The following is a 23,917-nucleotide window of genomic DNA, read 5'->3' as shown; positions in this document are numbered from 1 at the left end:
CGCAATGAAAAAAAGCATATAGCTGGCTAATGATTAGATCCAATATATTGTTCGACCTATTTGAGATGTTTTACGACCTGTTTGGAGCTGATCATGGAACTGCGCCATCTGCGTTACTTCATCGCCGTGGCCGAAGAGCTGCATTTTGGCCGCGCTGCCCAGCAGCTGGGCATTTCGCAGCCACCCTTGAGTCAGCAGATCCAGGCGCTGGAGCAGGAACTGGGGGCCCGTCTGTTCGAGCGTACCAACCGTCGGGTCGAGCTGAGCGAGGCGGGGCGGTTGTTCCTCGAGGAAGCCCGCCAGGTGCTGGCGCAGGTGGAAAAGGCCGCCGATGTCGCCCGGCGTGCGCAGTTGGGGGAGCTGGGGGAGATGAAGATCGGCTTTACCTCCTCGGCACCGTTCACCTCGAAGATCCCCAAGGCCATCCACGCGTTTCGCCAGCGCTTCCCGGCGGTGCACCTGAACCTCAAGGAAATGAGCAGTCGCGACGTGGCAGAAGGGGTGTTCGACGAGTCCATCGAGGTCGGGCTGATGCGGCCGATGCCGCTGCCGGAAGGGCTGGTGGCCACCGAGTTGTTTCGCGAGCCGCTGGTGGCAGTGATAAATGCCTCGCATCCATTGGCCGAAGGCACGGAGCATGGCGTGCAAATGGCCGCGCTGGCTCATGAGCCGTTCGTGTTCTTCCCGCGCAGCTATGGCAGCGGGTTGCACGCACAGTTGCTGAGCCTGGCGCGCCAGGCGGGTTTCAGCCCGCATTTTGCCCAGGAGGCGGGGGAGGCGATGACCATCATCGGGCTGGTATCGGCAGGGCTTGGGGTATCGGTGCTGCCGGCGTCGTTCCAGCGCATGCGCATCGAGGGGGTGGTCTATCGCACGCTGCTGGATGAAGGGGCGATGTCGGCGGTGTGGCTGGTGCAGCGCGAGCGCGGGGGTTCGGCGATGGCCAAGGCGTTTGCCGAACTGGTCACCGGGCAGGCCTATATCTGACGGCTTGCTTTTTGTCAGGGCGGCCTCTGCAGACCACACGGCAAATGGCACTGGTCATTGCCGCAGCGGCGCCACATACTCGGGCATTCGTTGATACACGGAGGTCAATCATGCGGCGCGTGGTGTTCAATCAGAAAGGTGGTGTGGGCAAGTCGAGCATCGCTTGCAACCTGGCGGCGGTGAGCGCCAGCGAAGGTTATCGGACCCTGCTGATCGACCTGGATGCCCAGGCCAACTCGACCCAGTACCTGACTGGCCTGACCGGCGACGATATCCCCATGGGCATCGCCGACTTCTTCAAGCAAAGCCTGTCCAGCGGGCCGTTCAGCAAGAAGAACCAGGTCGATATCTACGAAACCCCGTTCGACAACCTGCACGTGGTCACCGCCACGGCCGAGCTGGCCGATCTGCAACCGAAGCTTGAGGCGAAGCACAAGATCAACAAGCTGCGTAAGTTGCTCGACGAACTGGACGAGGACTACGAGCGCATTTACATCGATACCCCGCCAGCGCTGAACTTCTATGCGGTTTCCGCACTGATCGCCGCCGATCGCGTGCTGATTCCTTTCGACTGCGACAGCTTCTCACGCCAGGCCCTGTATGGCCTGCTGGCCGAGATCGAAGAACTCAAGGAAGACCACAACGAAGACCTGGTGGTCGAAGGCATCGTGGTCAACCAGTTCCAGTCCCGCGCCAGCCTGCCACAGCAGATGCTCGACGAGCTGCTGGCCGAAGGGCTCCCGGTGCTACCGGTGTACCTGGGCAGCTCGGTGAAGATGCGTGAGTCGCACCATGCCAGCCTTCCGCTGATTCACCTGGAGCCCAGGCACAAGCTGACCCAGCAGTTTGTCGAGTTGCATTCGCTGCTCGAAGAGAACGCTTAGACCCCCTGGCTACGCAACCACTCCAGCAACGACTGGAGTGGAAACGCCCCGGCCTGACGGCTTACTTCACGGCCATTCTTGAACAGCAGCAGGCTGGGGATCGAGCGGATGCCCAGTTGCCCGGCCAGGTTGCGGTTGGCTTCGCTGTCGAGCTTGGCCAGGCGGCAGCGGCCGGCCAGTTGGCGGGCGGCCTGTTCGAAGGTGGGGGCGAAGGATTTGCACGGACCGCACCAATCCGCCCAGATGTCGACCAGCAGTGGCAGGTCGCCTTTGATCTGGCTGGCGTAGCTGGCTTCGGTGAGTTCGAAGGGGGTGCTCAGCAGCACGTCCTGTTTGCAGCGGCCGCATTTCGGCGCGTCGCCCAGGCGCTCGGCGGGCAGGCGGTTGAGGCCGTTGCAGTGGGGGCAGGGGATTACCAGTGGGTCGGACATGTCGTTTCCTTGAGGTTTTTGGGGCTGCTTTGCAGCCCATCGCGACTCAAGGCCGCTCCTACAGGAGTCCGCGTACCCTTGTAGGAGCGGCCTTGTGTCGCGATGGGCCGCGCAGCGGCCCCAGGATTCATGATGAGCAGCTGATTTCCAGGTGCTTGCCCCATTCCGGCGGGCGTTCGGCATAGCCCTGCATCCCGGCCTGCTCCTCGAACGGGCGGCTCAGCACCTCATGCAGCCGTCGCACTTCACTGTAATCCCCCGCTTCGGCCGCTTCGATGGCTTTCTGTGCCAGGTAGTTGCGCAGCACGTACAGCGGGTTCACCGCATGCATGCGCTCACGCCGCCCTTCGGCATTGGCCGCTTCGCGCTCGCAGCGGGCCAGGTAGTCCGCCCCCCAGGCATCGAAACCGGCCAGGTCGATGAAGTCGTCACGCACCACCTTCAGCGCCTCGGCCACGGGCTGATCGCCCAGCTTGCGGAAGAACAGGTTGTAGTCCACACCACCGCTCTGCATGCGCTGCAGCAGGCGCTCGACCAACGCCATGTCGTCCTCTTCCGCGGTGGACAGGCCCAGGCGCCGGCGCATCAGGTCAAGGTAGTGTGCCTGGTACAGCGGCAGGAACAGGCCCAACGCCTCCTTGAGCGGTTCGACTTCGATCACCGTGGTCAGCGCCTGGGCCAGTGCACTGAGGTTCCAGTGGGCGATCGGTACCTGGTTGGCGTAGCTGTAGCGGCCACGGTCGTCGGAGTGGTTGCAGATGAAGTTGGCGTCGAAGTCGTCGAGGAAGGCGTACGGGCCGAAGTCGAAGGTGATGCCGAGGATCGACATGTTGTCGGTGTTCATCACCCCGTGGCAAAAACCATAGGCCTGCCAGCGTGCGATCAGCTCGGCATTGCGCTCGACGATGGTGCGGAACATGGCCAGATAAGGCTGCTCGGCATCGCGGCATTCGGGGTAGTGCTGCTCCAGCACGTGGTCGATGAGCACGCGCTGCTGTTCTGGCTGCCTGGTGTAGTAGAAGTATTCGAAATGCCCGAAACGCACATGGCTCTGCGCCAGGCGGGTGAGCATGGCCGCGCTTTCGCGGGTTTCGCGCCACACCGGGGTGCTCGAGCCGATCACGCACAGTGCCCGGCTGCTGGGAATGCCCAGGGCGTGCAGGGCCTCGGAGGCGAGGAACTCGCGGATCGAGGAACGCAGCACGGCGCGGCCGTCGCCCATGCGCGAGTAGGGCGTCTGCCCGGCACCCTTGAGGTGCAGGTCCCAGTGCTCGCCCTGGTCATTCAGCACTTCGGCCAGCAGCAGGCCGCGGCCATCACCCAGGCGCGGGTTGTAGGAGCCGAACTGATGGCCGGAATAGACCATCGCCCGCGGGTCGGCCTCTTCCCATAGCTTGTGGCCGCTGAACAGCTCGGCGAAAACCGGCAGCTCTGCCTGGGCCGGGTCGAGGTCGAGCAGCGCCATGGCCGACTCGCTCGCTACCACCAGGCGTGGGTCTGCGATGGGTTCGGGCAGGACCTGGGTGGAGAACGCATCGCCCAGGCGGGCGAAGCGATTGTCGAAGGTGAGTTGGTCGAGGGCTTTCACGGGGCCGGCTCCAGAAATTGATGGACTGGGGCCGCTTTGCGGCCCTTCGCGGGCAAGCCCGCTCCCACAGGTATTGCGCAGTGCCTGAGAGCGGCGCGGCCCTTGTGGGAGCGGGCGCGCCCGCGAACGAGGGCGAAGCCCTCGCAGGGATTCTGCACAGAATAAAGTATTAGAGCCCACTCAGGCCGAAGCAGTGCCATCCGGTTTCGGCTGCTCCACCGGAATCAGCTGCTGTTTGCCGCCCTTCGGATCCATCAGAAACACCTCGACCTGGCGCACCGAGATCTTGATGTTGTGCGCCTTGAACTCGCGGTTGATGTAGCGGTTGATCTCGTCCAGCGTCGGGTTGCGGTCGCCCAGGTCGCGTACGTGCATGCGCAGCTCGTGGTCCAGCGAGCTCTCGCCGAAGTTGAGGAAGTACACGATCGGCTCCGGGTCCTTGAGCACGCGTGGGTTTTCGTGGGCACCCTTGAGCAGCAGGTCGCGCACCAGGTCCAGGTCCGAGCCATAGTCGATGCCCAGCTTCAGCGTTACCCGGGTGACCGTGTCGGTCAGCGACCAGTTGATCAGCTGACCGGTGATGAAGGTCTTGTTGGGGACGATGATGTCCTTGCGGTCGAAGTCGGTGATGGTAGTGGCGCGGATGCGGATCTTGCTCACCGTGCCCGACAGGTTGCCGATGGTGATGGTGTCGCCAATCCGCACCGGGCGCTCGAACAGGATCATGATGCCGGAGATGAAGTTGGCGAAGATCTCCTGCATGCCGAAGCCCAGGCCCACCGACAGCGCGGCCACCAGCCATTGCAGCTTGTCCCAGCTGACCCCGAGGGTCGACAGGGTGCTGACGATACCGACGCCGACGATGACATAGGACAGCAAGGTAGTAGTGGCATACGCACTGCCCTGGGCCAGGTTGAGCCGCGACAGCACCAGTACTTCGAGCAGGCCGGGCAAGTTCCGACCTAGCGCGAAGGTGATGCCGATGATGACCAGCGCACCGAGGAAGTCGCCCAGGCTGATCGGCACCATGCTGGCGGTGGCACCGGTGCCGCTGGAGTACTCGTACAGGGTGAAATTGTTGAGGTAGGCGAACACCGAGATCAGGTCCGACCACACCCAGTACAGGCCGGCGATGAAGCCGCCGAGCAGGGCCAGGCGGATCAGGCGCAGCGACTGCTGGTTGACCTGTTCGATGTCCAGAGTCGGTTCTTCGGTGATGACTTCGCCATCCAGCCCTTCCTTGGCCGCCGCCCGCTTGCTCAGCGCGCGCTGGTAGGCCAGGCGCCGTGCCGCCACCGACAGGCCCCGCACGAACGCGGCTTCGATCACCAGCCAGAACAGCAGCAGGTACAGGGTGTAGATCAGCCGGTCGGTAAGTTTGAGCGCGGTGTAGTAGTAGCCGAAGCACACGGCCACGAACAGGGCGATGGGCAGGGCGGTGAAGGCCACACCCACGGCCTTGCGGAACAGCGAGGTGTCTCGGTGCGCCGGGCTGCTGAGCAGCAGGCGGCTGAGCAGCCAGGCCATCAGTGCGTAGCAGGTCAGTACCACGCCGATACCCAGCACATCATCGGCCAGCGCCGAAGGCTGATGTTCGGCCACTGCCACCACGCCGACCAGTGCCAGTACCACGGTGCCCAGGCGCCGCACCCAGCCGCGCAGGAACTCGACCTGCGGCTTGTGCCAGCGGAAGTGGATTTCCGCCACGCCGCCCGGGGCTAGGATGCGGTAGGCGGTGTAGAACACCAGCCAGGCCTGGGCCAGTTGCCAGAGGGCGGCGCCGAGGTTGGCATTCTGCCCGCGGGCGTCGATCTGCAGGGCGTAGCTGCACAGGGCCAGGCCCAGGCTGACCGGCATCGCCAGCAGGATGTTGATGAGGATCGCCTGTGGCGTGTGCCACTGGCTGTCACGGCGGAAGTGGCCGATGTCCTGGTGCACCTTGCCCAGCCGTTGGTACAGGTACTTGCGCCGCCACAGCAGGGCGCCGATCACCAGCAGCAAGGGCAGGAACAGCAACGGTCGCTGGCCCAGCCCATCGGCCAGTTCCTTGAGGCCCGAACCCCAGGGCAGGCTGGCTACCTGGTCGGCGAAGCGTGCCGGCACCAGGCTCAGCCATTCCCAGTCCAGTGGCTTGTTGCTGGGAATCCAGAACATCTGCTCTTCGAGCGTGGTGCGCAAGCCCTGGGCGGTGCCGAGCAGCTGCTTCTGGTTGAGCTGCAAGGTGATCGATTCGTTGAGCAGTGCCGACAGCTCCCGGCTGAGGCGTTCGAGCAGGTCGACGCGGGTAATCATCACCTCCAGCAGCGCCTTGCGCAGCTGAGGGGTAACCTGCTCCTGCGGCTGGCCGAGCAGCAGGTTGTCGACGTACGCGGCGGGGCTGCTCATCTGCTCGCGTTGCTGGTTCACTTCGAACTGGTAAAGACGGATATCGGCGATCTGGTCAGCCAGGTCGCGGTCGACTTTCAGGTGCGGCAGGGCCTGTTTCTGCTTGTAGAGGATCTTGGACAGCAGCAGGCTGCCCTTGAGCACGCTGATCTGTTCATCCAGGGCCTGGTCGGCCTGGGTCAGGCTGTCTAGCTGCTGCTTGCTGCGCAGGTTCTGCTGGGTCAGCTCGTTTAGGCGGTCGGTGCTCTTGAGCAGGTAGTCGGACAGTTTCAGGTTGGCAGCGCTTTCGTTGGCCAGCAGGGTGCTGCCGCCGGCTTTCTGCGCTTCGATCGACTGCTGGGTGACCGCCTGTTGCGACTGGGCCAGGCGTTTTTCGTTGATCAGCGATTGCAGGTCCTGGATTTCCTGCTCCATTCGTGTGGCGCGCTCGATCAGCAGGTCGTGACGGGCATTGCCCAGGTCCTGCAGCAGGCCGTTGCCGGCCAGTTCCTGGCGGCGCAACGAGGTCAGGGCATTTAGCGACGCCAGCTCGGCATTGAGCCTGTTGCGTTGGTCGCTGTTGAGCGGCTTGCCGTTCTCCTTGCCGCTCTTGAGGCTGAGGTTGATCTGCTGGGTACGTGTCTGGTTGTTGCTGATTTCTGCCTGAGCCCGCTCTGGGCGGGTCTGCGAGTTGATGATCAGGCTGTTGGCATCCGACAGTGCCTTTTGCAGTTCGCCTTGTTGCGTACTGCGCTCGCTGAGCATCTGCTCCAGCTGTGGCACGTTCAGGGTGGCGTAGCGTTGAGCCACCGGCAGGGGCTTGCTGGCCTTGAGCTTGATCAGCTCGCGCTGGCTGTCGGCGGTTTCCTTGGGCGCGCCAGCCAATTGCTGCTTGAGTGCCTCAAGCTTCTTTTCGCTGTCTTCCTTGCTGAGCAGCAGTGCCAAGGTCTGTTCCAGCACCTGTTGCTGGGCCTTCTGCTCCGGTGTCTGTTGCGCAGCCTTGGGGTCGGCCTCGGCACCCTTGGGCTGGGAAATCTTGTTCAGGCTGCTCTGGATGCTGGTCGTGGTGGGAAGCTCGGCCGCACCAGCGGCGAACGAGAGAGACAGGCACAGCCCGAGCAGGGCTGTGCGGAGGTACACGCGCAGGGACATAGGCAGACTACTTGTGGATCCGGCAGAAACGAAGTTTAGAGGAACAATCCTGGTCCGGGTCGCGTTCCTTCGGGGAATCTGACGCCTACTTTCTGGATCTTGTTCCCGTCCATGGTGGCCACGGTCCAGATCGTGCCATGCCATTCGACCTGGTCACCTACTACTGGAGCGCCTCCGACCTTCTGTCGGATGAACTGGGCCAGCGGCATTTTCGCGTCCAGGCCGTCGAGTTTCAGGCCGTACAACGCTGCCACCGCACCCAGTTCGGCATCGCCTTCGAGCACGAAGTCGCCGAAGAAACGCAGGTCAAGGCCACGTTGTGGCGCCTGGCTGAACAGTTTGCCCAGGGCCGGCAGGTTATGTTCGTGGCCGATCACGCAGAGCATGTCGCCTACTTCCAGTACCGTACTGCCGGACGGGTGCAGCAGCTGCTCGCCCCGGAACAGCGCGGCGATCCGCGTGCCTTCGGGCATCTTCAACTCGCGCAGGGCGGCGCCGATGCACCATTTTTCGGCGCCCAGGCGGTAGACGAACATTTCCCACTCGCTGGTGATGTGCACTTCCAGGGCGGAGCGGGAGATTGGCGCCGGGTCTGGCGGTACTGTCACTTTCAACAGCTTGGCCATCCACGGCAGGCTGGTGCCTTGCACCAGCAGCGACACCAGCACGATGAAGAAGGCCAGGTTGAAGAACAGCTGGGCGTCCGGCAGGCCGGCCATCAGCGGGAACACCGCGAGGATGATCGGTACCGCACCGCGCAGGCCGACCCAGGAAATGAAGCCCTTTTCGCGGCCATGGAAAGCCTTGAACGGCAGCAGGGCGGCGACCACCGACAGCGGCCGCGCCACCAGGATCATCCACAGCGCCAGGCCCAACGCCGGCAGGGCGATGGGTAGCAGGTCGTGGGGTGTGACCAGCAGCCCCAGCACCAGGAACATGCCGATCTGCGCCAGCCAGGCCATGCCGTCGAGCATGTGCAGGATGCCGTGGCGGCTGCGGATCGGCTTGTTGCCCAGCACCAGGCCGCACAGGTACACGGCAAGGAAGCCGCTGCCGTGCAGGGCGTTGGTCAGCGAGAACACCACCAGGCCGCCGGCGATCACCAGAATGGGGTACAGGCCGCCAGCCAGCTTGATGCGGTTGACCAGTTGCAGCATCAGCCAGCCGCCGCCCAGGCCCAGCAGCCCGCCTATGCCGAATTCACGCAGCAGGTGGGTGAGCAGGCTCCAGTGCAGGCCGGTCTGGCCGCTGGCGATCATGTCGATCAGGGTGACGGTGAGGAACACTGCCATCGGGTCGTTGCTGCCCGACTCGATCTCCAGGGTGGCGGTAACCCGCTCGTTCAGGCCTTTGCCGCCGAGCAGCGAGAACACCGCCGCGGCGTCGGTGGAGCCGACGATGGCGCCGATCAGCAGGCCCTGGATCAGGCTCAGGTCGAACAGCCAGGCGGCGACCAGGCCGGTGAGGGCGGTGGTGATCATCACGCCGATGGTGGCCAGCGACAGCGCCGGCCACAGCGCCACGCGGAAACTCGCCACCCGCGTGCGCAGGCCGCCGTCGAGCAGGATCACGGCCAGCGCCAGGTTGCCCACCAGGTAGGCGGTCGGGTAGTTGTTGAAGATGATGCCGCCACCATCGACCCCGGCGACCATGCCGACGGCGAGGATGATGACCAGGATAGGGATGCCCAGGCGCGACGACAGCGAACTGACCAGGATACTTGCGCCCACCAGCAATGCGCCGATCAGGAACAGGCTGTTGATGGTGCTTGCATCCAAAGGCAGGTACTCCGGGGACCGCAGGGGGGAGGGGACTTGATAGCATGACGCTAGCAGGTCGCGTGCCAAATGATTCTAACCTGATGAATTGGCAGGCTGTAAAGCGTTTCTGCAGATGAAAAAAAGGCACCGCGGTGGGTGCCTTTTCTGGTGTTGCCTGGGTGGGCCTCTTCGCGGGCGCGCCCGCTCCCACAGGTGAATCACAAATCTCAAGTTCTGTGAGAATCCTGTGGGAGCGGGCATGCCCGCGAAAGGGCCGGTGCAGGTTTACGCCTGCTTGACCTCACGCATCGGCTTGCCCTTCACCGGTGCATCGCCCGCCACGTAGTACTTGGCGGTGCTGCGCGGCAGCGGCTTGCGGCCACGGATCTTGTCCGAGATTTTCTCGGCGATCATGATCGTGGTGGCGTTGAGGTTGCCGGTGATGATCAGCGGCATGATCGACGCATCGACCACGCGCAGGCCTTTCATGCCATGCACGCGGCCTTCGCCGTCGACCACCGCCATGTCGTCGGTGCCCATCTTGCACGAGCAGGACGGGTGGAAGGCGGTTTCGGCGTGCTCGCGGATGAACTTGTCCAGCTCTTCATCGGTCTGCACGTGCGCGCCCGGGCTGATCTCACGGCCACGGTACGGGTCCAGTGCCGGCTGGGCCATGATTTCGCGGGTCAGGCGGATGCCGTCACGGAATTCCTGCCAGTCCTGCTCGGTGGACATGTAGTTGAACAGGATGCTCGGGTGTTGGCGCGGGTTCTTCGACTTGGCCTGGATGCGGCCACGGGCAGGCGAACGCATCGAGCCCATGTGCGCCTGGAAGCCGTGTTCCTTCACGCCATTGGAGCCGTTGTAGTTAATGGCCACCGGCAGGAAGTGGTATTGAATGTTCGGCCACTTGAATTCAGGGCGGGTACGAATGAAACCACCGGCCTCGAACTGGTTGCTGGCGCCGATGCCGGTGCCGTTGAACATCCACTCGGCACCAATGGCCGGCTGGTTCCACCACAGCAGCGACGGGTACAGCGACACCGGCTGGGTGCAAGCGTACTGCAGGTACAGTTCCAGGTGGTCCTGCAGGTTTTCGCCAACGCCCGGCAGGTCGTGCACCACCGGGATGTCGAGGCTTTCCAGCAGGGCGCGCGGGCCGACGCCGGAGCGCTGCAGCAGTTGCGGCGAAGCGATGGCGCCGGAGCTGACGATCACTTCCTTGCGGGCGCGGGCTTCAACGCGCTCTTCGCTGTCACCGACCAGGTAGGTCACGCCGATGGCGCGCTTGCCGTCGAACAGCACGCGGTCAGTCAGGGCGTGGGTGACGATGGTCAGGTTCGGGCGCTTCTTGGCCTGGTCCAGGTAGCCACGGGCGGTGCTGGAACGGCGGCCGTTCTTGGTCACCGAACGGTCCATCGGGCCGAAGCCTTCCTGCTGGTAGCCGTTGAGGTCTTCGGTGCGCGGGTAACCGGCCTGCACGCCGGCCTCGACCATGGCGTGGAACAGCGGGTTATTGCCAGCCTTTGGCGTGGCAACGCTGACCGGGCCTTCGCCACCGTGGTAGTCGTTCGGGCCGATGTCGCGGGTTTCGGCTTTACGGAAGTACGGCAGGCAGTCCAGGTAGGTCCAGTCTTCCAGGCCTGGCAGTTCTGCCCAGCCGTCGAAGTCCATGGCGTTACCGCGGATGTAGCACATGCCGTTGATCAGCGACGAGCCGCCCAGGCCCTTGCCGCGGCCACATTCCATGCGGCGGCCGTCCATGTATGGCTCCGGGTCGGTCTCGTAGGCCCAGTTGTAGCGGCGGCCCTGCAGCGGGAAGGCCAGGGCGGCCGGCATCTGGGTGCGGAAGTCGAAGCGGTAGTCGGGGCCACCGGCTTCCAGCAGCAGTACGGTGACGCCGGCGTCTTCGGTCAGGCGGGTCGCCAGGGTGTTACCGGCCGAGCCGGCACCGACGATGATGTAATCGAATTCTTGGGACATGAAAGTACCCTCGTGTTGGCGGTGATCAGGGAGCGGGAACGCCCGTGCGCAGCGGCACGGGCGGGGCTATACAGGGTTTAGAAAACCGAGTTGTAGCCGCCCAGCTCGACCTGGACCGACTTGATGCGAGTGTATTGAGCCAGCGAGCTGACGCCGTTCTCACGGCCGACGCCCGACTGCTTGTAGCCACCGACCGGCATTTCGGCCGGCGATTCGCCCCAGGCGTTGATCCAGCAGATACCGGCTTCCAGCTTGTGGATGATGCGGTGGGCGCGGGTGATGTCGTTGGTGCAGACACCGGCGGCCAGGCCGTACTCGGTGTCGTTGGCACGACGGATGACTTCTTCTTCGGTTTCGTAGGTGAGGATGCTCATCACCGGGCCGAAGATCTCTTCCTTGACGATGGTCATGTCGTCGGTGCAGTCGGTGAACACGGTCGGGGCCACGAACGCACCCTTGGCGAAATCACCGGCGGTCAGACGCTCGCCACCGCACAGCACGCGGGCACCTTCTTCCTTGCCCTTGGCGATGTAGCCAAGCACGCTTTCCATGTGCTGGAAGCTGACCAGCGGGCCGAAGTTGGTGTTTTCGTCTTCCGGGTTGCCAGCGCGGATGCGGGCAACGCGCTCGACGATCTTGGCCTCGAAGGCAGCTTTCATTTCAGCCGGGATGAACACGCGGGTGCCGTTGGTGCACACCTGGCCCGAGCTGTAGAAGTTGGCCATCATGGCGATGTCGGCGGCCTTGTCCAGGTCGGCGTCGGCGCAGATGATCAGTGGCGACTTGCCGCCCAGTTCCATGGTGACTTCCTTGAGCGACGAGCTCGAGGCGCTGGCCATGACCTTCTTGCCGGTGGTGGTGCCGCCGGTGAAGGAGACTTTTTCGATGCGTGGGTGCTCGGTCAGCCAGGTGCCGACTTCGCGGCCGCTGCCGGTCAGGACGTTGAACACGCCGTTCGGCAGGCCGGCTTCGGTGTAGATCTCGGCCAGTTTCAGGGTGGTCAGCGAGGTGACTTCCGACGGCTTGAAGATCATCGCGTTGCCGGCGGCCAGGGCCGGGGCGGATTTCCACAGGGCGATCTGGATCGGGTAGTTCCAGGCGCCGATACCGGCGGTCACGCCCAGCGGCTCGCGGCGGGTGTAGACGAAGGACGATTCACGCAGCGGGATCTGCTCGCCTTCGATGGCCGGAACCAGGCCAGCGTAGTACTCCAGCACGTCGGCGCCGGTGACGATGTCGACGTAGCGGGTTTCCGAGTACGACTTGCCGGTGTCCAGGGTTTCCAGCATGGCCAGCTCGTCGTTGCGCTCGCGCAGGATCTCGACGGCGCGGCGCAGGATGCGCGAACGCTGCATGGCGGTCATCGCGGCCCAGACTTTCTGGCCACGCTCGGCGCTTTCGACGGCCTTCTCGACGTCAGCCTCGGTGGCACGTTGCACGTGGGCGAGGACTTCGCCGGTAGCCGGGTTGATGGCTTCGAAGGTGGCATCGCTGCCAGCGTCGACGTAAGCGCCATCAATGTAGAGTTTTTGCGTTCCGAAACGGGCCATAGTGTCCTCGCAAGTGCAGTGTGTGGTTTGGCTTGCGCGTCACGCTCCTGCCGGGTTGGCAAGGGCCGTGCGCGTTGGTTCAGCGGCCTGGTCGTTTGTACCCAGGGTGTGCTGTTTAGCCAGTTGTAGATCCATGTATTCGTAAGCAATCCGTATCGCCTGGTCGGTGTCGAATGCATCACCCGACAGGGCGCCACGCAGCCACAAGCCGTCGATCAAAGCTGCCAGGCCGCGGGCTGCCTTGCGCGCATGGTAAAGCGGCAGGGCGCGGCGGAACTGGCAGCACAGGTTGGAATACAAGCGGTGGTCGTTGATCCGCTGCAACCTGTGCAAATCGGGCTGGTGCATGCTGGAAGCCCAGAAGGCCAACCAGGTTTTCATCGCCGGGCCGTTCACCTGGCTGGCATCGAAGTTGCCCTCGATGATCACTTTCAGGTGGGCGCGCGGGCTGTCGTCCGTCAGGGCCTGGCGACGTGCTCTGACACCTTCGTTGAGCATGTTCATGATGTAACCCATCGTCGCTGCGATCAGGCCGTTCTTGTCCCGAAAGTAGTGACTGATGATGCCGTTCGACACACCGGCCAAACGGGCAATCAGCGCAATGCTGGCGTCGCCCAGTCCGACCTGATCGACCGCCTGCAACGTGGCTTCGATCAACTGCTGGCGGCGGATGGGTTGCATACCGACCTTGGGCATCTTGCTATCTCCTCAGGCCTGCGAGCAGACGACGGGCGGCTGACTCGGCGAAGGCCAGTCTATTTTGTTTTGATTGAACGTTCAATCAATAAAGAATAAGCTCTGCGACAATTTGTGCCATTGACAGTTTTTCAGGCGGTCGAGAAGGCACGGATTGACACCCCAGGAAATCGCGTAACCCCCGGAATACAAGGCGTTGACGGGCATGAGCGATGCGAAATGCAGATTCTGCCGTGCGGTCATGGACCCTGCGGCGGGCCCTTGGAGCGGGCGGGGTGATCTGTGACGAATGCGCGCACCTCGGCTGAGGCGTGGCATTTGCAGCAGGCCACCTGTCTGTTTTTTTGCAACGTATCGATTCGGGATCACGGTTTCCAGGGTGCTTTTATAACACCTGATGCAGTGGGGATATTCCACCAATTGCTCGGGAAAGACTGATTAGCCTCCACAGCTGTACTGCCCGGAGCATTCGTGCAATGAGTTCTGCCTCACTTACCAACCCTCCGGCCGAGAGGGTACGGGTCAACCGCGTGGTGTTCTTCACCTCCGCGCTGATGATCCTCGTTCTGACTGCCTTGCTTATCGCTGTACCCGAAACCGCCGGCCAGGTGCTGGGCGTGGCCCAGAAATGGCTGACGCGCACCTTCGGCTGGTATTACATGCTGGTAATCGGCGGTTACCTGCTGTTCGTCATCTACCTGGCCTTCTCCGACTACGGCAAGCTCAAGCTTGGCGGCAAGGATGACCAGCCCGACTTCAGCTACGGTGCCTGGGCCGGCATGCTGTTCTCCTCCGGTATCGGCATTTCGCTGCTGTACTTCGGCGCCTCCGAGCCGCTGGACCACTACTTCAACCCACCGGAAGGCACTTCTGCCAGCCTCGACGCAGCGCGCCAGGGCCTGCAGCTGACCTTCCTGCACTGGGGCCTGCATGGCTGGGCGATCTACGCCCTGGTCGGCCTGGCCGTGGGTTACTTCGCCTACCGCCACAACCAGCCGCTGGCGCTGCGCTCGGCGCTGTACCCGCTGGTGGGTGAGCGTTGGGTCAAGGGTGCTGCGGGCAACGCCGTGGACATCTTCGGCATGTTCGTAACCCTGCTGGGCCTGGTGACCAACCTGGGCATCGGCTCGATGCAGGTGGCCTCCGGCCTGGAATACCTGTTCGGCATGGACCACAGCAAGACCAACCTGCTGGTGGTGATCCTGGTCATGGCCGGCGTCGCCACCGTGGCGGCGGTCTCGGGTGTGGAAAACGGCATTCGCCGCCTGTCCAACCTCAACATCGTGCTGTTCAGCGGCCTGCTGATCTTCGTCCTGCTGGGCGGCGAAACCCTGCACCTGCTCAACGGCTTCGTGCAGAACATCGGCGACTACCTCAACGGCATCGTGCTGAAAACCTTCGACCTCTATGTGTATGAAGGCGAAGCCGGCAAGTCCGAGCGCTGGCTGGGCCTGTGGACCGTGTTCTACTGGGCCTGGTGGATTTCCTGGGGCCCGTTCGTCGGCATGTTCATTGCCCGTATCTCCAAGGGCCGCACCGTGCGCCAACTGGTCAGCGGCGTGTTGCTGATCCCGCTGGGCTTCACCCTGGCCTGGCTGTCGATCTTCGGCAACACCGCGCTGGACCTGGTGATCAACCAGGGCGCCGTTGAGCTGGGCAAGACCGCCCTGGAACAGCCGTCGATGTCGATCTACCAGCTGCTGGAATACTTCCCGGCGGCCAAGATCGTGATCGGTGTAGCGGTGTTCGTCGGCTTCGTGCTGTTCCTCACCCCGGCCGACTCCGGCGCGGTGATGATGGCCAACCTGTCGTGCAAAGGCGGCAAGGTCGACGAAGACGCCCCGCACTGGATGGTGGTGTTCTGGTCGGTGGTCATCACCTTGGTCACCATCGGCCTGCTGTTCGCCGGTAACTTCGAAGCCATGCAGACCATGGTGGTGCTGGCGGGCCTGCCGTTCTCGGTGGTGCTGGTACTGTTCATGTTTGGCCTGTACAAGGCAATGAAACAGGACGTGGCGGTCGAGCAGGAGCGTGCCGAGCTGGCCGCCCGTGGCCGTCGTGGCTTCAGCGAGCGCCTGACCCAGCTGGAACTGCAGCCGACCCAGGCCGTGGTGCAGCGTTTCATGGACAAGCAGGTCAGCCCGGCGCTGAAAGAAGCCGCCGCGCAGTTGCAGACCCTGGGCTTCGAGGTGGAAACCCGGGTTGGCCAGTCGCGCAACATGATGGGCCTGCGGGTGATGATGGAAGAGGGCAACCCGTTCGTCTATGAAGTGAGCCTGGATGGCTACCTGGCCGCGCCGAGCGAAGCGCCGGTGGAAGGTGAGCCGGAAGTGCGCCAGCGCTTCTACCGCGCCGAGGTGTATCTGCACGATGGCAGCCAGGAGTACGACCTGATGGGCTTTGCGCCGGAGCAGATCGTGCGTGATGTGCTGGATCAGTTCGAAAGCCACCGCCAGTTGCTGGGGCGTGTGTACAGCTGATCGCTGTTGAGGCAAAAGAAAACCCGCTCGCATGAGCGGGTTTTTTATGACCTGAAGATTGCGCGATCCTTTGTAGGAGCGGCCTTGTGTCGCGAAAGGGGCGCGTAGCGGCCCCGGGATTTCAGCTACGCAGCACAAATTGCCGGGGCCGCTTTGCGGCCCTTTCGCGACACAAGGCCGCTCCTACAAGGGATCGCGTCGGTGCTTGTATCAGCGATTGCTGTAGCGGCCATTCCGGCCATGCCCCGGCATCGCCTGATTGCTGCGCACGGCGATCATCTGCTTGAGCCTGATCAGTTCGATGCCCTGGCTCCTTAATCTTGGCAACTCCCGCTCCAGTACTCCCAGTGTCTGTGGATAAGGGTGCCCGATCAGCACCGCCGAGCCCTGCTTGTGCGCCAGGGCGATGCCCTGCTGCAACTGCCCGGTAATCGCTTCAACGGTGCGCACATCATCGAGGAATACATCCCGCGAAACATGCGCCAGCCCCTGCGCCTGGGCTTCGGCCGCTGCCACGGTGGCGGCGCTGGTGCGGCTGTCGACGAAGAACAGGTGTCGGCGCTGCAGTTCTCCCATCAGCCAGGCCATCGGCTCACGCTGGGCGGTCATGCGGCTGCCCATGTGGTTGTTGATGCCGGCGGCATACGGAACCTTGGCCAGGGCTGCGTCCAGGCGTTTGGCCAGTTCTTCGATCGGCGTGCCAGGGTGCCAGGCGTAAGGGCCGGTAGCCGGGTCCATGGGCATGTGCAGGATCACCGTCTTGCCAGCCTTGTGCGCCTGGCGGGCAAAGTCGGTGGCATGCGGGGTGTCGGGCATGATCGCCATGGTCACCGGACCGGGCAGGGCCAGGGTGCGGCTATCGCGCTCGCTGCTCTGGCCCAAGTCGTCGATGATGATGCTCATGTAGGCCTTGCCGGCCGGCGCCGCTTGCGCGACCCCGGCCATAAGGCAGAACAGCAGACACAGCAGATAACGCATGGGGTGGGTCAGTCGCCCTTGGTGATGTTCAGGCCTTTGAGCAAGCTCAGGGCCTGGCTCAGCTGGAAGTCGTCATCCTGCGGGCGCTCCTTGCGCTTGCCGCTGCCGGTCGGGCGGTCGGCACCGCCGTTGCCATTGCCCAGGTGGCCCTGCAGGTCGGCTTCCTTGAAGTTGTCGGTGTCGGCTTCGGCGGTGAGCTTGGCCGGGCGCACTTCGATGTCGGGGACGATGCCCTGGGCCTGGATCGAGCGGCCGTTGGGGGTGAAGTACAGCGCGGTGGTGAGCTTCAGCGCACGGTCGTTGGCCAGTGGCAGCACGGTCTGCACCGAGCCTTTGCCGAAGCTGTCGGTGCCCATCAGCACGGCGCGTTTCTGGTCCTGCAGGGCGCCGGCAACAATTTCCGAGGCCGAGGCACTGCCGCCGTTGATCAGCACCACCAGTGGCACGCCGTCGCTGGCGTCGGCCGGGTCGGCCGAGAAGCGCAGCTCGGAGTTGGCGATGCGGCCCTTGGTGTAGACGATCAGGCCCTTGGTCAGGAAGTGGTCGGCCACTTCCACCGCCGACTGCAGCACGCCGCCCGGGTTGTTGCGCAGGTCCAGCACCACGCCGCGCAGCTTCTTGCCGTTGTCCTTGCGCAGCTTGGCCAGGGCCTTGCCGACTTCGTCGCCGGTCTTGACCTGGAACTGGGTGATGCGGATGTAGCCGTAGTCGTTCTCCAGCAGCTGGCTCTTCACGCTCTTGACCTGGATGACCGCGCGGGCGAGGGTCACGTCGAAGGGGTTGCCGCCGTCACGCACCAGGGTCAGGGTGATTTTCTCGCCGACCTTGCCGCGCATCTTGTCGACCGCTTCGGTCATGGTCTGGCCACGGGTCGGGGCGCCGTTGATCTTGACGATCAGGTCGCCGGCCTGCACGCCGGCACGCGAGGCCGGGGTGTCATCGATCGGCGAGACAACCTTGATGAAGCCGTCTTCCTGGCCTACTTCGATGCCCAGCCCGCCGAACTCGCCGCTGGTGCTTTCCTGCAGTTCCTGAAAGTCCTCGGGGCCGAGGTAGGCCGAGTGCGGGTCGAGGTTGCTGAGCATGCCCTTGATGGCATTTTCCAGCAGGGTCTTGTCATCCACCGGCTCCACATAGGCCGCCTTGATGCGGTCCATGACCTCGGCGAAGGTGCGCAGCTCTTCAAGCGGCAGTGGCGCCTTGGCGGTCACCTCGGTGGCCGGTACTGCGGCCGGCTTGGCCGGCTCCGCGGCAGTGGCCAGGGGCGCGCCGACCGCCAGGGCGATGGACAGGGCCAGCTGGGTGAGACGAGGCGAGTGCAGCATGTCGAACGAACTCCTGATCCTGTAAGCGCTCCCTGGGGAGCATCGGCGCAGCCCGTGGGCTACCCCGTAGAAATTTGACTAGCCCCGGCACCACTGCGAAGGGTCGGTAGGCCGGCCCTGCTGGCGGATGGCGAAGTACAAGCCGGCAGCGTCCTGGCCGCCGCTGTCGCCAACGGTGGAAATGGCCTCGCCAGCCTTGACGATATCACCGGCGCTCTTGAGCAGGCTCTGGTTATGGCCGTACAGGCTCAGGTAACCGTTGCCATGGTCGAGAATGACCAGAAGCCCGGCACCGCGCAACCAGTCGGCGAACACTACGCGCCCGCCGTGCACGGCACGGACCTGGGTGCCCGGGTTGGCGCTGATCATCACCCCGTCCCACTTGGCACGGGCATCGCTGCCGCGGGCATCACCGAAACGTGCCAGCAATCGACCATTGACTGGCCAGGGAAGTTTTCCCCGTGCGGCAGAAAATGCGCCGCCGTAGTTCGCGCCGTCGCTGGAAACCAGCGGGCCCAGGGTGGTGCGGGCCTTTTTCGGTGGTTCCACCGGTTCGCGGGCCTGTTCGCGGGCGGCAGCAGCGGCCAGGGCTTCCTGCTGGCGGCGCTTTTCCGCTTCCTGCTGGGCCAGCAACGCCTTCTTGCGCGCTTCTTCGGCCTCGCGGGCCTGGCGGGCGAGGGTTTCCTCGATGGTCTTGAGTACCTTGGACAGGTCGGCCTGATCCTGCTCGCGCGATTGCAGCTTCTGGTCGCGGTCCTTCATGTCGCTGTTGAGCTTGGCCAGCACCTGCTGGCGCTTGCCACGCTCGGTTTCCAGGGCCTGGCGGCGGCTGTCGAGGTCGGCGCGCTGGGCCAGCAGCTGTTGCTGCTGGGTAGCGATTTCCTGTTCGACGTTGGCCAGCTGGCGCAGGGTCTCGTTGAAGGTGCGCAGTTGCTCCAGGCGCGCCTTGCTCAGGTAGTCGTAGTAGGTGAGGGTGCGGGCGAACTTCTCGGGGTTCTGCTGGTTGAGTAGCAGCTTGAGGTATTCCTCGCGGCCGTTCTGGTAGGCCGAACGGGCCTGGATGGCGATCAGTCGCTGTTGTTCAACGCGGGCGCTCTGGAGTTTTTTTTTCTCGGTATCAAGGCGCTCCAGCTCGCCCTCGGTCTTTTTTAGTTCTTGCTGCAGGGCCTCCACCTGCTTTTCGAGGTTGCCGATATCGGTCTCGGTGGCTTTGAGGTCCTTTTGCACACCGGCCTTTTCTTCCTGGAGCTTGCCCAGCGTCTTCTTGAGCTCGGCAATATCCTGACGGGTGGCGTCCAGTTGCTGCTGGGTCTGCGCACGCTCATCGGCAAAGGCCGGGCTGAGCAGGCAAGACAGGGCTAGGAGGATCAGGGCGCGAAGCATGGGGTTTGGCGTACCAAGGATGGAGACTGGCCTAGTATGCCCGCGCGGGCGGGCAAAAAAAACGCCTCGCTGCGGGTGCAGAGGGGCGTTTGTCTGGAATTCATGTGTTGTTGGGGCTGCTGTGCAGCCCATTCGCAGCACAAGGCTGCTCCTACAGGCATAGCACGAGCTCTTTGTAGGAGCAGCCTTGTGCTGCGAATGGGCCGCAAAGCGGCCCCCTTTGGCACCGAATCAGGCGTCGACCAGAATCGAGGTACCAGTCATTTCCACCGGCTTTTCCAGCCCCAGCAGCTTCAGCATGGTCGGCGCCACATCGGCCAGCACGCCGCCGTCACGCACCTTGACGTTGCGCTTGCCGACATAGATGAACGGCACCGGCTCGGTGGTGTGCGCGGTGTGCGCCTGGCCGGTGCACTCGTCTTCCATCTGCTCGACGTTGCCGTGGTCGGCGGTGATCAGCGCTTCGCCGCCTACCTTGTCCAGCGCCTCGACGATGCGCCCGACGCAGCCATCCAGGGCTTCGACGGCTTTCACCGCAGCTTCGAACACGCCGGTATGGCCGACCATGTCGCCGTTGGCGTAGTTGACCACGATCACGTCATAACGCTGCTGCTCGATGGCCTCGACGATGCGGTCGGTAACTTCCGGTGCGCTCATTTCCGGCTGCAGGTCGTAGGTGGCGACCTTCGGCGACGGGATCAGGATGCGCTCTTCGCCTTCGAACGGCTCTTCGCGGCCACCGGAGAAGAAGAAGGTGACGTGGGCGTACTTCTCGGTCTCGGCGATGCGCAGCTGGGTCTTGCCGTTCTTCGCCAGGTACTCGCCCAGCACGTTGTTCAGGCTGGCCGGGGCGAAGGCGGCGGGGGCCGGGATTTTCGCCGAGTACTGAGTCAGGCCGATGTAGGCGGCCAGTTTTGGCAGGCGGGCACGCGGGAATTCGTTGAAGTCGGCTTCGACGAACACGCGCGACAGTTCGCGGGCGCGGTCGGCGCGGAAGTTCATGAAGATCACCGCGTCGCCGTCTTCGACCTTGACTGCTTCACCGATACGCGTGGCCTTGACGAACTCGTCGCTCTCGTCGCGGGCGTAGGCCGCTTCCAGGCCGGCCAGGGCGGTGTCGGCGGTGTATTCGGCAGCGCTGTCGACGATCAGGTTGTAGGCGGCGCTGACGCGGTCCCAGCGGTTGTCGCGGTCCATGGCGTAGTAGCGGCCGATCAGGCTGGCGATGCGGCCCTTGCCCAGCTTGGCGAAGGCGGCGTCGAGCAGTTCGATGGACGACTGTGCGCTGCGTGGCGGCGTGTCGCGGCCATCGAGGAAGGCGTGCAGGTAGATCTTTTCCGCACCGCGCTGCGCGGCCAGTTCGGCCATGGCTACCAGGTGGTCCTGGTGGCTGTGTACGCCGCCGTCGGACAGCAGGCCGAGGATGTGCACGGCCTTGCCGGCACTGGCTGCCTTGTCCACGGCGCCGGTCAGAACCGGGTTCTCGAAGAACTCGCCGTCGCGGATGGCCTTGGTCACCCGGGTGAAGTCCTGGTACACCACGCGGCCGGCGCCGAGGTTCATGTGACCGACTTCGGAGTTGCCCATCTGCCCATCCGGCAGGCCGACATCCATGCCCGAGCCGGAAATGAGGCCATGCGGCTGGCTGGCGCGCAGGCGGTCATAGACCGGTGTTTTGGCGGCGTAGATGGCGTTGTATTCGGGGCTTTCGCTGTGGCCGAAGCCATCCAGGATGATCAGGACCAGGGGTTTGGGCGTACTCGTCATCAATCAAACTCACGGTTGTTCAAAGATGATAAAGACACGCATTTTAGGGCAAATGCGCCACCGGCGGCGAATATTCGTCCTGTTCCCTGACCAGCGTGGCCAATGTGGCAACATGAAGGTACCTTTCCGGCCGGCCCGTCGGGCTTTGGTGGCACTGGGGGGCTGTGTATACTGGCCGGCATTTTCAATCGCGTGGAACACCCCAGATGGTTGCTAACCTGATTCAATTTGCGACAAACCACTACATCCTGGTGGCGATCTTCGTTGTTTTGCTGGTCGCGCTGCTCGTCAACGAAATCCGTCGCGGCGGCCAGAGCCTGAGCAACGGCCAGCTGACTGCCCTGGTCAATGCCGAGAAAGCCCTGGTCATCGACATCCGCCCGACCAAGGAATACTCCGCCGGTCACATCGTCGGTGCGGTGAACATCCCGCAGGACAAGCTGGTCAACCGCATGAGCGAGCTGGACAAGCACAAAGAGAAGACCCTGATCGTCGTCGACTCGATGGGCCAGCAGTCCGGCACCATCTGCCGCGAGCTGCTCAAGGCTGGTTACAACGCCGCCAAACTGAGCGGTGGCGTTTCCAGCTGGAAAGCCGATAACCTGCCCCTGGTGAAGTGATATGAAGCCCGTCATCGTCTATTCCAGCGACTACTGCCCCTACTGCATGCGCGCCAAGTACCTGCTCGAGAGCAAGGGCGTGGCCTTCGAGGAAATCAAGGTCGACGGCAAGCCACAGGTTCGTGCCGAGATGAGCCAGAAGGCCGGCCGTACATCTGTGCCGCAGATCTGGATCGGCAGCACCCATGTCGGTGGATGCGATGACCTTTATGCCCTGGAGCGCGCCGGCAAGCTCGACGCGCTGCTGGCGGCCTGATTTGCACTGCATTCAAAAACATTAGGATAAGGATCTGCCATGACTGACCAACAGACCAACGGCGCTGCTGCAGAAGACAACAGCCCTCAGTTCTCCATGCAGCGCATCTATGTGCGCGACCTGTCGTTCGAAGCCCCGAAAAGCCCGCAGATCTTCCGTCAGACCTGGGAGCCGAGCGTTGCCCTGGACCTGAACACCAAGCAGAAAGCCCTGGAAGGTGACTTCCACGAGGTGGTGCTGACCCTGTCGGTTACCGTCAAGAACGGTGACGAAGTGGCCTTCATCGCTGAAGTGCAGCAGGCTGGTATCTTCCTGATCAAGAACCTGGACGCGGCTTCGATGAGCCACACCCTGGGTGCGTTCTGCCCGAATATCCTGTTCCCGTACGCCCGCGAGACCCTGGACAGCCTGGTGACCCGCGGTTCGTTCCCGGCCCTGATGCTGTCGCCGGTCAACTTCGACGCCCTGTACGCGCAGGAAATGCAGCGCATGCAGGAAGCTGGCGAAGCGCCGACTGTGCAGTAATAGCTGCTGGTATCAAGAAAGCGCCTCTCGGGGCGCTTTTTTGTTGCCTGTGCCGGCCTCTTCGCGGGCATGCCCGCTCCCACAGGTTCGCGTTCGGCGTCCTACCTGTGGGAGCGGGCGAGCCCGCGAAAGGGCCGGCACAGGCTATAGCTCAGCTCCCGGCAAACCCATTCTGCCGCCACGCCTCATACACCGTCACAGCCACGGTATTGGACAGGTTCAGGCTGCGGCACCCCGGCCGCATCGGCAGGCGCAGGCGTTGTTCGGCCGGCAGGCTGTCCAGTACCTCGGTCGGCAAGCCACGGCTTTCTGGCCCGAACAGGAAGGCATCACCCGGCTGGTAGGCCACTTCGTGGAACGGGTGCGAGCCCTTGGTGGTGAAGGCGAACAGCCGTGGGTTGCCCAGGCTTTCCAGGCATCCGGCCAGGCTCTCATGGCGCTTGAGCGTGGCATACTCGTGGTAATCCAGCCCCGCGCGCCGCAGGCGCTTGTCATCCAGTTCGAAGCTGATGGGCTCGATCAGGTGCAGGTCGCAGCCGCTGTTGGCGCACAGGCGAATGATGTTGCCGGTATTCGGCGGAATTTCTGGTTGAAAAAGGATGACGTGAAACATGCACGGCTCCAAGCGTGAAGATGACGGGCATTCTACCCCTGAACCGGACGTGCGTTCGAAGGCGTTCCCGCGGGTGATGCTGTCGCTGGCGATCGTCGGCTTGATGGTGGGGCTGATGATCGGCCGCCTGACCACGCCCGACGAGCGCGAGCTGCAGCAGGTGGAAGTGGTGCAGGATGGCCTGGAGCTGTGGTTCAACGAAGAGCCTCAGCTGCATGGCGAGAATGTGGAAGGTACGGTAGCGCTATTGTTCCAGGCCCAGGGCAAGGCCCGGCAAGGGCAACTGAGCCTGCAGGGCAAGCCTGTGAGCTGGCGGGTGCAGAATAGCAAGGAAGGTCTGTTGCTGACGGTGGTGGCCGCGCGCCCCCTGCACGGCGAGTGGGCCGGTGCAGAGGACGCTGGGCGCTGGCGGTTGCAGGTGAAACTGCACGAATAAAAGAGGGGATATCCCGGCCTGCCTGTACCAGGGTCCCCGAAAGGGGTACTGCGTATAAAGGGGGGATGGCCCGGCCTGCCTGTACCGAGGTCCCCAAAACTGGCGACGTTGCGAATAAAAGAGGGGTTCACCCGGCCTG

19 protein-coding genes are annotated in these 23,917 nt (G+C 63.6%); 7 read left to right on the top strand and 12 right to left on the bottom strand.

Annotated elements, in window-relative coordinates:
- The first annotated feature begins 93 nt into the window (after window positions 1–93).
- Both C163_RS24335 and C163_RS24330 read left to right on the top strand, forming a co-directional pair.
- Window positions 94–987, top strand: a complete 894-nt coding sequence (locus tag C163_RS24335) for a LysR family transcriptional regulator (RefSeq protein WP_025340950.1) — start codon at window positions 94–96, stop codon at window positions 985–987.
- Between the two features lie 110 nt (window positions 988–1,097).
- A complete protein-coding gene (locus tag C163_RS24330; protein WP_025340949.1) occupies window positions 1,098–1,871 on the top strand; it encodes a ParA family protein in 774 nt (257 codons plus the stop codon).
- Here C163_RS24330 and trxC read toward each other — a convergent pair.
- From trxC to betI, 7 genes are all read right to left on the bottom strand, one after another.
- Window positions 1,868–2,302 (bottom strand): thioredoxin TrxC, encoded by a 435-nt coding sequence (trxC, locus tag C163_RS24325; RefSeq protein ID WP_025340948.1) that lies wholly within the window; start codon window positions 2,300–2,302, stop codon window positions 1,868–1,870. The two genes, C163_RS24330 and trxC, sit on opposite strands and share 4 nt — an antisense overlap.
- Before the next feature lie 127 nt (window positions 2,303–2,429).
- Complete coding sequence (gene selO / locus C163_RS24320; protein ID WP_025340947.1) at window positions 2,430–3,890, bottom strand: protein adenylyltransferase SelO; 1,461 nt, start codon at window positions 3,888–3,890, stop codon at window positions 2,430–2,432.
- 180 nt (window positions 3,891–4,070) lie between these two features.
- Complete coding sequence (gene mscK, locus C163_RS24315; protein WP_025340946.1) at window positions 4,071–7,406, bottom strand: mechanosensitive channel MscK; 3,336 nt, start codon at window positions 7,404–7,406, stop codon at window positions 4,071–4,073.
- Window positions 7,407–7,441: 35 nt separating this feature from the next.
- Window positions 7,442–9,184, bottom strand: a complete 1,743-nt coding sequence (locus tag C163_RS24310; RefSeq protein ID WP_025340945.1) for a potassium/proton antiporter — start codon at window positions 9,182–9,184, stop codon at window positions 7,442–7,444.
- A 267-nt stretch (window positions 9,185–9,451) separates the two neighbouring features.
- A complete protein-coding gene (gene betA / locus C163_RS24305; RefSeq protein WP_025340944.1) occupies window positions 9,452–11,149 on the bottom strand; it encodes a choline dehydrogenase in 1,698 nt (565 codons plus the stop codon).
- A 77-nt stretch (window positions 11,150–11,226) separates the two neighbouring features.
- A complete protein-coding gene (gene betB / locus C163_RS24300; RefSeq protein ID WP_025340943.1) occupies window positions 11,227–12,699 on the bottom strand; it encodes a betaine-aldehyde dehydrogenase in 1,473 nt (490 codons plus the stop codon).
- Window positions 12,700–12,738: 39 nt separating this feature from the next.
- Entirely contained in the window at window positions 12,739–13,395 is a 657-nt protein-coding gene (gene betI / locus C163_RS24295) for a transcriptional regulator BetI (protein ID WP_025340942.1), read from the bottom strand.
- A gap of 533 nt (window positions 13,396–13,928) precedes the next feature.
- Here betI and C163_RS24290 point away from each other — a divergent pair.
- Window positions 13,929–15,875 carry a BCCT family transporter gene (locus C163_RS24290; RefSeq protein WP_223998156.1) on the top strand — a complete coding sequence of 649 codons (1,947 nt, stop codon included), beginning with the start codon at window positions 13,929–13,931 and terminating at the stop codon, window positions 15,873–15,875.
- A gap of 210 nt (window positions 15,876–16,085) precedes the next feature.
- On the opposite strand, the gene C163_RS24285 is transcribed toward C163_RS24290, so the two are convergent.
- The 4 genes from C163_RS24285 to gpmI all read right to left on the bottom strand — a co-directional run bounded on the left by C163_RS24285 (window position 16,086) and on the right by gpmI (window position 21,328).
- Entirely contained in the window at window positions 16,086–16,853 is a 768-nt protein-coding gene (locus tag C163_RS24285; RefSeq protein ID WP_025340941.1) for a divergent polysaccharide deacetylase family protein, read from the bottom strand.
- 8 nt (window positions 16,854–16,861) lie between these two features.
- Window positions 16,862–18,178, bottom strand: coding sequence for a S41 family peptidase (locus C163_RS24280; RefSeq protein ID WP_023660970.1), 1,317 nt, complete (start codon window positions 18,176–18,178; stop codon window positions 16,862–16,864).
- Between the two features lie 78 nt (window positions 18,179–18,256).
- Complete coding sequence (locus C163_RS24275; protein WP_015272119.1) at window positions 18,257–19,561, bottom strand: murein hydrolase activator EnvC; 1,305 nt, start codon at window positions 19,559–19,561, stop codon at window positions 18,257–18,259.
- Window positions 19,562–19,792: 231 nt separating this feature from the next.
- A complete protein-coding gene (gene gpmI, locus C163_RS24270; protein ID WP_025340940.1) occupies window positions 19,793–21,328 on the bottom strand; it encodes a 2,3-bisphosphoglycerate-independent phosphoglycerate mutase in 1,536 nt (511 codons plus the stop codon).
- A gap of 206 nt (window positions 21,329–21,534) precedes the next feature.
- On the opposite strand from gpmI, the gene C163_RS24265 reads away from it, so the two are divergent.
- The 3 genes from C163_RS24265 to secB are packed head-to-tail and all read left to right on the top strand — an operon-like array spanning window position 21,535 to window position 22,729.
- Window positions 21,535–21,948 (top strand): rhodanese-like domain-containing protein, encoded by a 414-nt coding sequence (locus tag C163_RS24265; RefSeq protein ID WP_003259887.1) that lies wholly within the window; start codon window positions 21,535–21,537, stop codon window positions 21,946–21,948.
- Window position 21,949: 1 nt separating this feature from the next.
- Window positions 21,950–22,204, top strand: coding sequence for a glutaredoxin 3 (gene grxC, locus C163_RS24260; protein WP_003249204.1), 255 nt, complete (start codon window positions 21,950–21,952; stop codon window positions 22,202–22,204).
- A 39-nt stretch (window positions 22,205–22,243) separates the two neighbouring features.
- The gene (gene secB / locus C163_RS24255; protein ID WP_013974581.1) at window positions 22,244–22,729 is read left to right on the top strand and encodes a protein-export chaperone SecB; all 486 of its coding nucleotides are present in this window, start codon (window positions 22,244–22,246) and stop codon (window positions 22,727–22,729) included.
- Window positions 22,730–22,880: 151 nt separating this feature from the next.
- On the opposite strand, the gene trmL is transcribed toward secB, so the two are convergent.
- Window positions 22,881–23,342, bottom strand: a complete 462-nt coding sequence (gene trmL / locus C163_RS24250; protein ID WP_025340939.1) for a tRNA (uridine(34)/cytosine(34)/5-carboxymethylaminomethyluridine(34)-2'-O)-methyltransferase TrmL — start codon at window positions 23,340–23,342, stop codon at window positions 22,881–22,883.
- Here trmL and C163_RS24245 point away from each other — a divergent pair.
- Window positions 23,341–23,778 (top strand): hypothetical protein, encoded by a 438-nt coding sequence (locus C163_RS24245; RefSeq protein ID WP_025340938.1) that lies wholly within the window; start codon window positions 23,341–23,343, stop codon window positions 23,776–23,778. The genes trmL and C163_RS24245 overlap by 2 nt on opposite strands.
- The last annotated feature ends 139 nt before the right edge of the window (window positions 23,779–23,917 follow it).

Origin of the sequence: Pseudomonas sp. FGI182 (assembly GCF_000511325.1) — a bacterium.
Classification (GTDB): domain Bacteria; phylum Pseudomonadota; class Gammaproteobacteria; order Pseudomonadales; family Pseudomonadaceae; genus Aquipseudomonas; species Aquipseudomonas putida_Z.
The sequence above is the reverse complement of the archived record's forward strand: the minus strand, read 5'-3'. Positions and strand labels throughout refer to the sequence as shown.

What these genes read in the sequence shown, in the direction of transcription:
- C163_RS24335 (WP_025340950.1), top strand. Translation starts at nt 94, where the DNA reads ATGGAACTGCGCCATCTGCGTTACTTCATCGCCGTGGCCGAAGAGCTG.
- C163_RS24330 (WP_025340949.1), top strand. Translation starts at nt 1,098, where the DNA reads ATGCGGCGCGTGGTGTTCAATCAGAAAGGTGGTGTGGGCAAGTCGAGC.
- secB (WP_013974581.1), top strand. Translation starts at nt 22,244, where the DNA reads ATGACTGACCAACAGACCAACGGCGCTGCTGCAGAAGACAACAGCCCT.
- grxC (WP_003249204.1), top strand. Translation starts at nt 21,950, where the DNA reads ATGAAGCCCGTCATCGTCTATTCCAGCGACTACTGCCCCTACTGCATG.
- gpmI (WP_025340940.1), bottom strand. Translation starts at nt 21,328, where the DNA reads ATGACGAGTACGCCCAAACCCCTGGTCCTGATCATCCTGGATGGCTTC.
- betA (WP_025340944.1), bottom strand. Translation starts at nt 11,149, where the DNA reads ATGTCCCAAGAATTCGATTACATCATCGTCGGTGCCGGCTCGGCCGGT.
- C163_RS24275 (WP_015272119.1), bottom strand. Translation starts at nt 19,561, where the DNA reads ATGCTTCGCGCCCTGATCCTCCTAGCCCTGTCTTGCCTGCTCAGCCCG.
- trmL (WP_025340939.1), bottom strand. Translation starts at nt 23,342, where the DNA reads ATGTTTCACGTCATCCTTTTTCAACCAGAAATTCCGCCGAATACCGGC.
- trxC (WP_025340948.1), bottom strand. Translation starts at nt 2,302, where the DNA reads ATGTCCGACCCACTGGTAATCCCCTGCCCCCACTGCAACGGCCTCAAC.
- mscK (WP_025340946.1), bottom strand. Translation starts at nt 7,406, where the DNA reads ATGTCCCTGCGCGTGTACCTCCGCACAGCCCTGCTCGGGCTGTGCCTG.
- C163_RS24265 (WP_003259887.1), top strand. Translation starts at nt 21,535, where the DNA reads ATGGTTGCTAACCTGATTCAATTTGCGACAAACCACTACATCCTGGTG.
- betB (WP_025340943.1), bottom strand. Translation starts at nt 12,699, where the DNA reads ATGGCCCGTTTCGGAACGCAAAAACTCTACATTGATGGCGCTTACGTC.
- C163_RS24285 (WP_025340941.1), bottom strand. Translation starts at nt 16,853, where the DNA reads ATGCGTTATCTGCTGTGTCTGCTGTTCTGCCTTATGGCCGGGGTCGCG.
- betI (WP_025340942.1), bottom strand. Translation starts at nt 13,395, where the DNA reads ATGCCCAAGGTCGGTATGCAACCCATCCGCCGCCAGCAGTTGATCGAA.
- C163_RS24280 (WP_023660970.1), bottom strand. Translation starts at nt 18,178, where the DNA reads ATGCTGCACTCGCCTCGTCTCACCCAGCTGGCCCTGTCCATCGCCCTG.
- C163_RS24245 (WP_025340938.1), top strand. Translation starts at nt 23,341, where the DNA reads ATGCACGGCTCCAAGCGTGAAGATGACGGGCATTCTACCCCTGAACCG.